14 protein-coding genes and 1 tRNA gene are annotated in these 12,123 nt (G+C 71.5%); 4 read left to right on the forward strand and 11 right to left on the reverse strand.

Going from position 1 to position 12,123, the window contains the following annotated elements:
* The first annotated feature begins 184 nt into the window (after window positions 1-184).
* Window positions 185-257: transfer RNA gene (locus tag HNR02_RS02515), tRNA-Arg, on the forward strand.
* Window positions 258-374: 117 nt separating this feature from the next.
* Here the strand turns inward: HNR02_RS02515 and HNR02_RS35240 are convergent.
* Genes HNR02_RS35240 through HNR02_RS02525 form a run of 3 tightly spaced genes read right to left on the reverse strand, consistent with a single transcriptional unit; the run spans window position 375 to window position 1,777 of the window.
* On the reverse strand, window positions 375-587 hold the full coding sequence (locus HNR02_RS35240) for a trypsin-like serine peptidase (RefSeq protein WP_246338481.1): 213 nt from the start codon (window positions 585-587) through the stop codon (window positions 375-377).
* Between the two features lie 15 nt (window positions 588-602).
* Complete coding sequence (locus tag HNR02_RS02520) at window positions 603-1,262, reverse strand: trypsin-like serine peptidase (protein WP_246338482.1); 660 nt, start codon at window positions 1,260-1,262, stop codon at window positions 603-605.
* A complete protein-coding gene (locus tag HNR02_RS02525) occupies window positions 1,259-1,777 on the reverse strand; it encodes a DUF4232 domain-containing protein (RefSeq protein ID WP_179771611.1) in 519 nt (172 codons plus the stop codon). Before HNR02_RS02525 ends, HNR02_RS02520 begins: the two co-directional genes overlap by 4 nt.
* A 150-nt stretch (window positions 1,778-1,927) precedes the next feature.
* Here HNR02_RS02525 and HNR02_RS02530 point away from each other — a divergent pair, with 150 nt between their 5' ends.
* Window positions 1,928-2,320, forward strand: coding sequence for a VOC family protein (locus HNR02_RS02530; protein ID WP_179771612.1), 393 nt, complete (start codon window positions 1,928-1,930; stop codon window positions 2,318-2,320).
* Here HNR02_RS02530 and HNR02_RS02535 read toward each other — a convergent pair.
* Entirely contained in the window at window positions 2,317-3,228 is a 912-nt protein-coding gene (locus tag HNR02_RS02535) for an NADP-dependent oxidoreductase (RefSeq protein ID WP_179771613.1), read from the reverse strand. The two genes, HNR02_RS02530 and HNR02_RS02535, sit on opposite strands and share 4 nt — an antisense overlap.
* 118 nt (window positions 3,229-3,346) lie before the next feature.
* Between HNR02_RS02535 and HNR02_RS02540 the strand changes: the two genes are divergently transcribed.
* Window positions 3,347-3,907, forward strand: coding sequence for a hypothetical protein (locus HNR02_RS02540; protein WP_179771614.1), 561 nt, complete (start codon window positions 3,347-3,349; stop codon window positions 3,905-3,907).
* A 34-nt stretch (window positions 3,908-3,941) separates the two neighbouring features.
* On the forward strand, window positions 3,942-4,934 hold the full coding sequence (locus HNR02_RS02545) for a LacI family DNA-binding transcriptional regulator (RefSeq protein WP_179771615.1): 993 nt from the start codon (window positions 3,942-3,944) through the stop codon (window positions 4,932-4,934).
* Window positions 4,935-4,953: 19 nt separating this feature from the next.
* Here HNR02_RS02545 and HNR02_RS02550 read toward each other — a convergent pair whose 3' ends face one another.
* The 7 genes from HNR02_RS02550 to HNR02_RS02580 are packed head-to-tail and all read right to left on the reverse strand — an operon-like array spanning window position 4,954 to window position 12,012.
* Window positions 4,954-6,018, reverse strand: a complete 1,065-nt coding sequence (locus HNR02_RS02550) for a C45 family autoproteolytic acyltransferase/hydrolase (RefSeq protein WP_312860882.1) — start codon at window positions 6,016-6,018, stop codon at window positions 4,954-4,956.
* Window positions 5,988-6,965, reverse strand: a complete 978-nt coding sequence (locus HNR02_RS02555) for a P1 family peptidase (RefSeq protein ID WP_179771616.1) — start codon at window positions 6,963-6,965, stop codon at window positions 5,988-5,990. The genes HNR02_RS02550 and HNR02_RS02555 overlap by 31 nt, the downstream gene beginning before the upstream one ends.
* Entirely contained in the window at window positions 6,962-7,705 is a 744-nt protein-coding gene (locus tag HNR02_RS02560) for an ABC transporter ATP-binding protein (protein ID WP_179771617.1), read from the reverse strand. Before HNR02_RS02560 ends, HNR02_RS02555 begins: the two co-directional genes overlap by 4 nt.
* Complete coding sequence (locus HNR02_RS02565; RefSeq protein WP_179771618.1) at window positions 7,702-8,631, reverse strand: ABC transporter ATP-binding protein; 930 nt, start codon at window positions 8,629-8,631, stop codon at window positions 7,702-7,704. Before HNR02_RS02565 ends, HNR02_RS02560 begins: the two co-directional genes overlap by 4 nt.
* On the reverse strand, window positions 8,628-9,452 hold the full coding sequence (locus HNR02_RS02570) for an ABC transporter permease (protein WP_179771619.1): 825 nt from the start codon (window positions 9,450-9,452) through the stop codon (window positions 8,628-8,630). The genes HNR02_RS02565 and HNR02_RS02570 overlap by 4 nt, the downstream gene beginning before the upstream one ends.
* Window positions 9,449-10,411, reverse strand: a complete 963-nt coding sequence (locus HNR02_RS02575; protein ID WP_179771620.1) for an ABC transporter permease — start codon at window positions 10,409-10,411, stop codon at window positions 9,449-9,451. Before HNR02_RS02575 ends, HNR02_RS02570 begins: the two co-directional genes overlap by 4 nt.
* Complete coding sequence (locus HNR02_RS02580; RefSeq protein ID WP_179771621.1) at window positions 10,411-12,012, reverse strand: ABC transporter substrate-binding protein; 1,602 nt, start codon at window positions 12,010-12,012, stop codon at window positions 10,411-10,413. Before HNR02_RS02580 ends, HNR02_RS02575 begins: the two co-directional genes overlap by 1 nt.
* Window positions 12,013-12,123 lie beyond the last annotated feature (111 nt).

The following is a 12,123-nucleotide window of genomic DNA, read 5'->3' on the forward strand; positions in this document are numbered from 1 at the left end:
GCGTTCCTCCCTTTTCCCCGCATGCGGAATATATAGTGATATGCGCATGTCTGCAAGAGAAAGTTAGGCTACCCTTCCTCTGCCGAGTCTAGCCGATCACGAGATTCCCCGCCCTGCCCGAAGGGGTGCCGCTCACGGGGTGGAAACGCGGTGCGCTAGGCTGTGTCACGTCGCCCAGCGATGGGCCCTCGTAGCTCAGGGGATAGAGCACTGCCCTCCGGAGGCAGGTGTCGCAGGTTCGAATCCTGCCGAGGGCACCCTTCCCGAAATGCGAAAACCGGCCCCTACCAGCGAAAACGCGGTAGGGGCCGATTCATGTTCTTCACGGTCCGCCGCGGACCGTGATCATCCGCGGAGCAGGTCCGGCGCGGCGGTCAGAGGTTCCCGGCGCGGTCGTAGAGTTCCTTCACCTCGTCGGTGAAGGCAGCCGCGGCCAGGGACGTCGTTTCGAGGTCTTCGTTGACCGTGCCCTTGCTCGTGACCCCGAAGATCGTGCCGGTGCCGGTGGCGTCGTCGAAACCGGTCAGCCACGGGCCGCCGCTGGAGCCGCCCGCCAGATCGCACGGGGAGGTCCAGCTGTCGGCCACCGAGTTGGACGTCAGCTACGCCGTCACGTCGCACTGCTGGACCTTCTGGCCGTGCGCGAGGCGGGACACCGGGTAGCCCAGGATATCCGTCGCCACCGGGGACGGCGGGCGGTCGAACGACACCTGCTGGGTGCCGGCCGCGTCGGCGACGTGCGTGCCCCGCACCGGGTCCAGCGCGAGCACCGCCACGTCGTCGCGGGAGCTGCTGGGGCCCCGGTAGGTGCCGGGCCACGCGAACGCGCGCACCGGATACACCCCGTGCGGTGCGGAACCGTCCGCATAGGACGGTACGAACACCAGGTTCGTCACCTCGACGGGCACGCCCTGCGGAGTCAGCCCGCCGTTGACGCAGTGTCCCGCGGTGAGTACGACATCCTTGCTGGCACTGGGCACCGCGGTCGCCGTGCAGGACGAGTCTCCCCTGGGAACGGAGGTGAAGTACAGCTTGCCGACCCCGGCGGGCACCGGGCCGGGCCGCACCGTGCCGATCGTCTCGGGCGGCGGCTCGGTCGAGGGATCGGACGCGGTCATCCGCTCGGGCGTCCAGTACGCCAGCGCCGCCGCGCGGTCCCCGGTGCTGACGGTCGTCACCACGTCCTCGTCCGCGACCGCGGCCGGTGCCGCCACCGCGACGAGCGCGGCCGCACCGGCCACAGCGATCAGGCTCCGCTTCACCGGCCGACACCCTGCACGTAGGAACCGGGATGCGTCGCGCCGTCCTGGCGCAGCACGGGCAGGTCCGCGGGCCACTCGGAGATCAGCGGGCTCGTCTGCCCCGGAGGCGTGACCTGAATGGTCCGCGGCGTCCAGGTCTCACCGCCCGGCCCCGGGGTCAGCACGGTCACTTCGGCGACCGGCTCGGCCTCCCCCGGCACCAGCGCGACGAAGTCGCCCTTGTCCGCACCCTCGGTCAGCCGGAAGGTGCCGCCGAACGTGGGGTCTTCCGGGCCCACCAGGTCGACGGTGGGCAGACCGTCGACACCGCAGGTGCCACCGGAGATGTTCTTGAGCGTGAGCGTGGTGGCGTACTGCGAACCCGTGCCCGCGACCGGCTGGGGCGCGGCGACCGACACCTTGAGCTGATCGCTCGTGCACGGCGGCACCTCGCCGCCCTGCTGCGGAACGGTCCACGATCCCACGGCCCCCAGCGCCAGAACCCCTGCTGCTGAGGCGGTGATGATCCCCGACATCTCATCCCTCCACAATGGTCTGTTCAACTGTCCACAATGGCTCATCTGGACTGAACCACACACGGGAGACGTGTGCTCGCGCCACAGGGTTGACCGGGAGTGACCCGGGCCACAATCACCGGGAACCGTGCAACCCGGCAGAATCGGCGCATGGGAACACCCGCATTCCGCCAGGTCGTGCTCGACTGCACCGACCCACGGCGACTGGCCGAGTTCTACCGGCACCTGCTCGGTCTCGTCTACCGGCCGGGCGACGAGGAGGGTGACCGCGACTGGCTGGTGCTGCGGACGGCCGACGGCATCCCCCAGCTGGCCTTCCAGCAGGTCGACCGCCTGCCCGAGGTGACCTGGCCGGACGGCGCCGTGCCGCAGCAGCTGCACCTCGACCTCACGGTGCCCTCGGTCGGGGAGCTGGACGAGCAGCACCGGCGGGTCCTGCGTCTCGGCGGCCGTCTGCTGCGCGACCGCAGCGACGACCCCGAGGAGCCGTTACGCGTGTACGCCGATCCCGCCGGACATCCGTTCTGCGTCTTCGTCGGCTAGACCGTCAGGACGATCTTGCCGCGGGTGCGGCCGGACTGGCTCAGGCGCCACGCCTCGGCTGCTTCGGCGAGCGGGAGGGCCCGGTCGACGTGCACCGTCAGCTTGCCGTCGTCGGCCAGGCGGGCCAGGTCGGCCAGCTCGTCGCCGTCGGGGCGCACCCACACGTAGTGGCCGCCCTTCGACTCGACCTCGGCGTTGGCGATCGACGCGACCCGGTCCGGCGATACGAACTCCAGCGACACGTCCGCCGCGTCGCCGCCGACGAAGTCCACCGCGGCATCGATCCCGCCGACGGCGCGGAGGCGGTCCGCGAGCCCGTCACCGTAGGCCACCGGTTCGGCGCCCAGAGACCGCAGGTAGTCGTGGTTGCGTTCGCTCGCCGTGCCGATCACCCGTGCACCCAGCGCGACCGCGATCTGCGTGCCGAACGAACCGACGCCACCGGCCGCCGCGTGGATCAGCACCGTGTCGCCTGCCCCCACGCCGACCCGCTTGAGCGACCGGTACGCCGTCTGCCCGGCCAGCGGCACGCCGGCGGCCTGTGCCCAGTCGAGCGCGCGCGGCTTCTTCGCCAGCATCCGGACGTTGGCGGACACCAGCTCGGCGTACGCACCCTGCTGCACCCAGTCCTTGCGGATGTAGCCGAAGACCTCGTCACCGACGGCGAACTCGCCGGCGTCGAAACCGACCTGTTCCACGACGCCTGCGACGTCCCAGCCGGGCACCAGCGGGAACCGGACCTCCATCACGGCGTCCAGTCCCCCGGTGGCGAGTTTCCAGTCGACCGGGTTGATGGCGGCGGCCTTCACCCTGATGAGGACTTCGGCAGGCCCGACCTTGGGGTCGGGAACGTCGATCAACCGGAGGTCGTCCGCCGATCCGTACTCGCGCAGTGCAATTGCCTTCATGCTCTGCGCAACGAGGACCACGCGGAGCGGTATTCCGCGGATCCGGGGTTTCGCGCGTCCGTGGCCGGGGCACTCCACACGCGGGCCGTCCAGCCTCTCCGAGTGAGACGATGGGGCCATGAAGGATGCATCAACCGCATCGGACGACCGGTATCGCGCCGCGGACGCACGCGATACGGCAGCTGACGCGCGCGACCGGGCGGCCGAACTCCGCGACCGGACCGCTCTCGACCGCGACGAGGTGGCCGGGATCCGCGCGAGGCACGGCGCGGTGGAACGCCACGGGCTCCGCGACAAAGCCGCCGCCGCACTGGCGCGGGACGCGGCGGCGGCCCGGCGGGACGAGGACGCCGCGAAGCGCGCCGCCGACCTGCGCGGCGACGATCCGCAGGCGCTGGACGACCTGCTGGAGCGGGCCCGGGAGGACCGGGACGCCGCCGCGGCGGACCGGGTCGAAGCGGCGGACGACCGGGCCGCGCTGCGGACGTACCTCGACCGGATGGGGATCGAGCAGGACGCCGCTGAGCAGGCACGACGGCGGACGGCGTGGGAACGGGGACAGTCCCGGGCGGATCGCGCCGCCGCGCGCGGGGACCGCGAAGCGGCGGCTTCCGACCGCGAGCAGAACGCGATCGACCTGAACACGACCAGCTACCCCGAGATCCCCCCGCTGCCCTGACCCGGCGGGCGACGGCACGGATATCGTCCACCGGGTGAGCAAGGATGAGCCCGTCACGCTGATCGCCGTGGCGCGAGTGGCCGGGGTGTCGAAGACGACGGCCTCCGACGCGCTCCGCGACTCGGGGCGAGTGTCGGAGCGGACGAAGCAGCACGTGATCGCGGTGGCGCGGCGCCTCGGCTACAGCCCCAACCCGGCGGCGCGGTCCCTGCGGCGCGCCAGCACCGGCGTGATCGGACTGCACCTGCCCGAAATTCTCACCCGGTCCGAGTACTACATGTCGTTCGTGTTCGGCGTGGTCGACGAGGCCGCCCGGCACAACCACGACGTCACCCTCCTCACCTCGAACCACCTCCCCGGCTCGTTCCACCGCGTCGACGGCGTGATCCTGGGCGATCCGCTGGAGACCGATCCGGTGGTGCGCGGCCTCATCGATTCGAGCGTGCCGGTGGTGACCTGCGAACGCTTCACCGGCGAGGGTGCACCGGCGGGTGTTGTCCTGTCCGATCACGCCGCGATGCTGGAGGAACTGCTGGACCACCTGGTCGCCGCCGGGGCGCGGCATGTCGCGTTCCTCGCCTCCAGCACGGTGACCGACTGGGGCCGCACGCTCCAGCGCACGTACCTGGACTGGTCGGAGCGCCACCGGCGGCGGCCGCGGTTGCGTGAGATGGCGTTCGGCTCGCCGAGCACCGTGACGCAGGACAACGTCCGGGCCCTGCTCAACGCCGATCCCGAGGTCGACGCCCTGGTGTGCGCGCCGGACGGCGCCGCGGCGGCCGTGCTGCCCGTCGTGCGCGCGGCGGGACGGACGATCGGCCGCGACCTACTACTGGCGTCCTGTGTGGACAGTACCGCGCTGGCGCACACCGACCCGCCGATCACCGCCATCGACCTCCGGCCCCGCGACGCGGGCAGCGAGTGCGCGCGGCTGCTGTTCGACCTGCTGTCCGGTGAGGCGGAGACGGGCACCGTCCGGACGCAGCCGATCGGGCTGGTCGAACGCGCCTCGACCCGGATGGCCTGACCGCCACCGGACCGCGGGGTCAGCGAGGGATAGCGGTGAAGGTGTGCCAGGAGTCCGCTGTGACGGTGCATGGTCCGCCGGTGTGGACGTGCATCCGGGCCGCTGTCACGTCCAGGGACACCGTCGCCAGGCTTTCCCAGCGTTCGTGGGGCGGCAGACCCGGGTCGGGGTGCGCGCAGACCGCCGCGCCGTCCTCGGTGTGCGCGCACAGTGCCCGTGCGCGGGCGGTCCGATCGGAAACAGCCAGCGCGTCCGCGTGCGAGCGCAGCCAGCCGGCCCGGGCCAACGTCGTCGAGACGGCCACCGTCGTGCGTTCGCCCGGGGACAGCGCGGGGTCGAGGAAGTGGTTGGTGTGCACCAGGAATCCGTCCACCGGGTCGATCACGCCGATGCCGGCCGGGCTCAGCTCCAGGCACCGCGCCCGCCCGCCGGCGACGACCGTGACCACCGACGACGCCGACATCCGGGCCGAGCTGGCCAGCTCGGTGGCCTCCTCGACCGTCCGTGCCTCGTCCAGGATCCGCCGCGCCACGACGTGCACGGGGACCCCGATGTCCGGGCTGTCCGACTGGTGCCGCAGCACGTTGAAGTGCACGCCCAGCCCGGCGCTGTTCACGCCGATCTTGCCGACCAGCCCGAACTCGGTGAACGTGCACAGCCCCGGCCACGCCACGACGGTCATCCCGCCACGCAGCGTGTCGTGCCAGTCCCAGGTCTGCACGGTCCGCGGCGGGCCGTCGGCGGGCAGCACGACCGACGTCGAGCATTCACCCTCGCCCGTCACCGCCGCGGCGGCCAGGATTTCCGTGCGGCCGTTGAGCGCGCCGAGCTGCCACGGCTCCAGGCCGCTGCCCTCCGCGACACCGGTGATCTCCGCCGCCAGCGAGGGCGCCCACGAACGGGTCGCCTCCAGCGCCGCGTCACCCCACTCTCGCACCTGCCCGGCGCCGACGCCGTGCGCCGCGAACAACCCCAGGTATCCCTCGAAGGTCGCCCGAATCTTCGCGGCGCACTCAGCGCCCAGAGCCTTCGGATTCTCCGGCGTCACGAGCTTCATCGCGTGCTCGCCAGCACGGCGTCCCACGCCACCTCCGAGGCCAGCGCGCCGAGCCCGGTCGCGGGGATGCCTTCCAGGTCGACCGCGTCGGTGGTCAGCGCGTACAGCGTGTCGCCGTCCAGCTCGGTGTGGAACGGGTGGATCGCGCGGTGCATGGAGCTGTGCACCTGCGTCGCGAACTGCCGCAGGGCAACGTCGGTCAGGCGCGCGTTGGTGATCACCACGGTCAGCGTAGTGTTCCCGGACGCCGTTCGCGTCGTTTCCGTCCCTCCGCACGCCGATTCGTAGTCGAACGCGGGCATCCGCCGCTCCCCCGTGTCCGCGTGGTAGTTGCCGCGCACCACGTTCCCGGACCGGTCGACGATCACGCCGACCGCGTTCACCACGGTCGCGACCAGCACTTTCACTGCACCGTAGGACGCGAACGCCGCGCCCTGGCCGGCGAACTCGGCGCGCGTGAAGTCGACCTTGCCCACCGACGCCGAACGCCCGGCCCCGCAGCGCCCGACCGGGAATTCACCCTCCACGGCGTTGCGCAACGCAGCCCGGCCGAGCGCGGTGTCCGGCGCGATCGCGGTGTCGCGCACGGAGAAATCGTAGATCACCGAGCCGGACACGTGGGCCAAAGCCGCCCAGTGCGTCCGGTTTTCGGCGCGGTGCAACAGTTCCGTCGACACCCCGGCCGCGGCCTCCAGGCCGTAGACCGATCCGCCCGCCAGCACGATCGCGTGGTGGAAGTTGTAGCCGCCGCTGATCCCGACCGCGCCACCGCGCGCGTCGACCGCCGTGCGCGCACCCTCGGGCAGATAGATCACCGTGCAGCCGGTCGGGCCCTCCGCGTATTCGGCGGTGCCGACGTGCACGCCCGGGATGTCGAACGGCACGACCGCGCTGCCCGGACTGGGCTGCGGGACCAGGTCCAGGTCGTCGTTCGTCAGCGCACCCGGCGCGTACTTCGACGGTGCGACGGTCACAGTGCCTCCACTAGTTGTCGCGAATACTCGTGTTCCGGCCTTCCGTAGAAGACCCGAGCGTCGGCGGTTTCGACGATCTCGCCGTGCCGCATGACCGCGATCCGGTCGGCGACGTAACGCACCGCACCGATGTCGTGGCTGATGAACAACGCGGCGAAGGAGAACTCCGCCCGCAGGTCCTTGATCAGGTTGAGGATCTGCGCCTGCACCGACACGTCCAGCGCGCTGACCGCCTCGTCGAACACCACGAACGGCGGCCGCGTGATCAACGCGCGGGCGATGGACACGCGCTGCCGCTGCCCGCCGGACAGCTCGTGCGGGTAGCGCCGCGCGAACGATTCCTCCAGCCCGACCTGGGCGAGCGCTTCGCGCACGCGGCCGGGCAGATCGTCCTTGCGCCCCAGCACGACCAGCGGTTCGGCGACGCTCTGGCCGACGCGCAGACGCGGGTCGAGCGACCACTGCGGGTGTTGCAGCACCGCCTGCATCCGGCCGGCCAGCGCGCGGCGCCGCTTCGGGAACGGCTCACCCGCGAAACGCACCGTGCCGCTGTCCGGGGCGCGCAGGCCGAGCGCCACCGTGCTGGTGGTCGTCTTGCCCGAACCGGATTCGCCGACCAGGCCGAGCACCTCGCCCTCGGCGATGCTCAGCGACACCCCGCGCATGGCGTGCACCGCCCGTCGTTTCCAGGGCGCGCCGGAGGCGAAGGTGACGTGGACGTCGTCGAGTTCCAGGATCATCGGCCCGCTCCCGCCAGGTGGCACAGCACGTCGCGTTCGTCCACCGATACCAACGGCGGCCGGTGGGTGCCACAGGTTTCCAGCGCCTGGAGGCAGCGCGGGGAGAACGCGCAACCCGCCGACGCGCCGGTGAGGACCGGTGGCTGCCCCGGAATCGGCTCCAGGCGCTGCCCGTCCGAGGCCGCGGCGGGCACCGCGCGCACCAGTGCCGCCGTGTAGGGGTGGCGCGGTTGCGCCAGAACGGGGGCCGCGGCGCCGGACTCGACCACCCGCCCGCCGTACATCACCACCACGTGTGAGCACCGTTTGGCGACCGCGGGCAGGTCGTGGCTGAGCCAGAGGATCGTCGTCCCGGCCTCCGCGGCGAGGGTGAAGATCACGTTCAGCACGTCCTCGCGCACCTGGCTGTCCAGCGCGGCCGTCGGTTCGTCGGCGACCAGGATGTCCGGGCTGCTCGCCATCGCCATCGCGATCGCCACGCGCTGGGCCATGCCACCGGACAGCTGGTGCGGGTAGGACCGGGCCACCCGCTCCGGATCGGTCAGCCGGACGCGTGCCAGGTGCTCCAGAACCCCGTCGCGGGACCCGAGCACCAGCGCCATCTGCTTCCCGACCCGCATCGTGGGGTCGAGCGAGCCGATCGGTTCCTGGAACACGAACCCCAGCCGCTCCCGCCGCACAGTGCGCAACTCCTTGGGGCGCAAGCGGTGCACGTCGGCGCCGTCGATGCGGACCGTGCCACCGTCGATCCGCGCCGAGCGCGGCAGCAGGCCACCGACCGCCGAACCGAGCGTCGACTTGCCGGACCCGGATTCGCCCACGACGCCGACGGTCTCGCCGCGCGCGACGGTCAGTGCGGCGCCGTCCAGCGCGCGCACCGCGCCGTAGGAGACCGTGAGGTCCTCGACCTCCAGCACAGGTGTCATGTCAGCGACCGCGCCTCCCTCGGTTCGAGGCTGTCCCGCAGCCCGTCGCCGATCACGTTGATGGCCAGGATCGCCACGACGAGCACGATCCCCGGCACGATGACCAGCCACGGCGCCGTGAGCAGGTAGGTGATGCCCTGCTGGATCAACGCGCCCAGCGACGACTGCGGCGGCTGCACCCCGAACCCGAGGAAGCTCAGCCCGCCCTCGACCAGGATGCCGACCGACAGCGCGTAGGTGCCCTGCACCGCGATGGTGCCGGAGATGTTGGGCAGCAGATGCCGGAACAGCACTCGCGGCCACCGCGCGCCGCTGATCACCGCGGACGTCACGTAGTCGCGCCGCGACACGGTCACCGCGGCCGCCCGCACCAGCCGGGTCATCAGCGGGATCGTCACCAGCACGATGCTGCACAAAGTGGCCGTCTGCCCCGGCCCGACCACGGCGGCGACCAGGATCGCCAGCACGATCGTCGGGAACGAGTACAGCACGTCGGTCAGCCGCGACACGACTTCGCCGAGCCAGCCGCCCCAGTAGCCCGCGGCGAGCCCGAGCAGCGTCGCGAGGACGGCCGTCACCACCACCGCGATCGCCGACAGCAGCAGTGTCGTGCCGACGCCCTCGAACAGCCGCGGCAGCAGTGAGCGGCCGAGCTGGTCCGTGCCGAGCAGGTGATCCCCGCCGGGCGGGGACAGCCTCGGACCGGTCATCGCCTCCGGATCGCCACCGGCCAGACGGCCGGCCACGGTGCCGAGCACCAGCACCGTCAGGCACACCACGCCGGTTCGCGTCAGCCAATCGACCCTGCGCCACCAGTTCATCGCTTGCCCTTCGCCGTACCGAACCGCGGATCGAGGACACCGGCCACCGCGTCGGTCAGCACGTTGAGCACGATGAACACGAACGCCGCGAGCAGCACCCCGGCCTGCACGACGGCGTAGTCGCGGCGCCCGACCGCCTGCACCACGTAGGACCCGACACCGGGCAGGTTGAACAGGTACTCGATGATCACCGCGCCGCCCAGGAGATACGCCGTGACGGTCGTGAGCACGGTCAGCACCGGGATCGAGGCGTTGCGCAGCACGTGCCGCACCACGATCGACCCGGGGCTCTCGCCGCGCGCGACCGCCGCCGTGATGTGCGGTTCGACCAGGACGTTCAGCACCGCGTCCCGGGTCGTGCGGGCCGTGGCCGCGATGACGAACACCGACAGCACCGCCGCCGGCAGCACCATCGCCCGCAGGTTGCCGCCCGGATCCCGGCCGAACGGCACGTACCCGCCGACCGTCAGGCCCAGCGCGTAGCGGGAGAACAGGAACACGACGATGCTGCCCAGCACGAACTCCGGCACGCTGACGCCGAAACCGCCCGCGAGCCGTCCCGCCGCTCCCCCGCCGCCACCGGAGCGCACCGCCGTCCAGACCCCCAGTGGAATCCCGATCAGGACGGCGGCGCCGACACCCAGCAGCGTGAGTTCCGCGGTCACCGGCAGCCGCAGCCCGAACTCGGTGGTCACCGGCTCACCGCTGATCATCGAGATACCGAAGTCGCCGGTCAGCGCGGTGGTCAGCCACAGCCAGAACTGCACCGGCAGCGACGAGTCCAGTCCGTACTTGGCGGCGACCTCGGCCTTCTCGGCCGGTGTGGCGAACGGGCCGAGCACGACGTCGGCGAAGCTGCCCGGCATCAGCCGGGACGCCGCGAAGATCAGCACGGCGATCAGGAACAGCGTGACCGCCGCGCTGAACACCCGGCGGGACCACCACGACAGCAGGCGCATCACTTCGTCAGCAGCCGGAAGTCGCTGATGCCGCGCAGCACGTTGCCGTAGCCCTCGGTGGCGTAAACGGTCGGGCTCAGCGCGTCCTTGCGGTAGCCGACCAGCGCGGGACGGGTGACGAGCGGGATCATCTGCGCGTCGGTGTCGACCGCCGCGCACAGGTCCTGCAACGCGCTCCGCCGCTGCGGGCCGGAGGTGGCGATCGCCTGGTCGATCTTCGCGTTGAGCGCCGGATCGGGCTTCATGAAGCCCGCGTTGAACCCGGCCTGCTCCGGGTTCCACCACTTCGCGGCCATCCCGGCGTCGGCGTACCCGGCGAACCAGGACATCGCGGCGTCGAACGTCGCGGGCGCCGCGCCGTAGACCTTGCCGGACCAGCTGCCCTCGTCGAGCTGCTCGATCGTGACGGTGATGCCGATGCGTGCCAGGTTCTGCTGGATGACCTGGGCGATCGCGGGCGCGGGCTCGGTGTTGAAGATCGTCAGCTGGAACGCCAGGTTCTCGGCACCGGCGTCCTGGAGCAGCTGCTTCGCCTGGTCCAGGTTCGAGGTCGCGGACGGCAGCCGCGCCGGGTCGCACGCGCCGGGCAGCCCGGCCGGGGTGACGCCGGTCGGTTTGCCGAACCCGCCGAGTGCGGTGGTGGCGATGGTGTCGCGGTCCATCGCGATGGTGATCGCCTGCCGCACGCGCGGGTCGGCGAACTTCCCGCCGGGCGCGTTGCCGTTGAGCATCAGGTAGTAGAAGTCGGTGGTCGCCTGGGTGGCGACGGCGGCCCCGGGCAGTCCCTGCACCAGTCGTGGCGAGTCCACATTGCCCAGTGTCACCAGGTCCGCGCTGCCGTTCTGCAGCGCCGCCATCCGCGCCTGTTCCTGTGCCGCGATGGTGATGTTGACGGTGTCGACGGACGGTTTGCCCGCGGCCCAGTAGCCCTCGCGGCGCGTGAACCGCCACGACACGTCCTGCCGGTGCGACTCGACGACGAACGGGCCGGTGCCGAGCATCGTGGTGGCCAGGTCGAGCGAGCCGTTCCGGATCTCCTGCATCGGCAGGATCGCGGCCGGGACGTTGGCGAGCGAGGCCAGGAACGGTTCGTAGGGTGCGGACAGCTTCACCTCGACCGTCCGATCGTCCACCTTGGACACCTGCCGCACGGGGCCGATCTGCGCGCGCCAGATGCTCTGGCTCCCCAGCAACCGCTCGAAGCTGCCGACGACGTCGTCGGCGGTCATCGCGCGGCCGTTGGAGAACGTGACACCGTCACGCAGGTGGAAGACGTAGGTGGTCGGGTCCGGAGTGTCCCACGAGGTGGCCAGCTGCGGCTGGATGCTGAAATCCGGGCCCACGGTCACCAGCGTCTCGTAGACCAGCGACATGATCTGCCATGAGGTGGCGACCTCGGCGAGCTGCGGGTCCAGCCCGGTGGCGGCGCCGTTGTCGACGGTCATCTGCACGTCGAGGGTACCGCCCGCGGTCACCGCCGGGTCGGCGAGCGCGAGGTAGCCGGGCGCGACCTGTGCGTTCGGGGTGGCCCGCGGAGCCGCCGAACACGCGGCGAGCACGACCGCCGCGGCGGCGAGGGGAAGAACTCGGGGAATCCGCATGGCGCCTCAGCTTTCGGCGGGACGTGGGGCCGACCGGAATGCCGGAACGTTCCGACATGGGCAGTGATTCAACCGACAGCCCCACGCTCAAGTCAAGGGTCTTTTTCCGTC

Origin of the sequence: Amycolatopsis endophytica (assembly GCF_013410405.1) — a bacterium.
GTDB lineage: Bacteria > Actinomycetota > Actinomycetes > Mycobacteriales > Pseudonocardiaceae > Amycolatopsis_E > Amycolatopsis_E endophytica.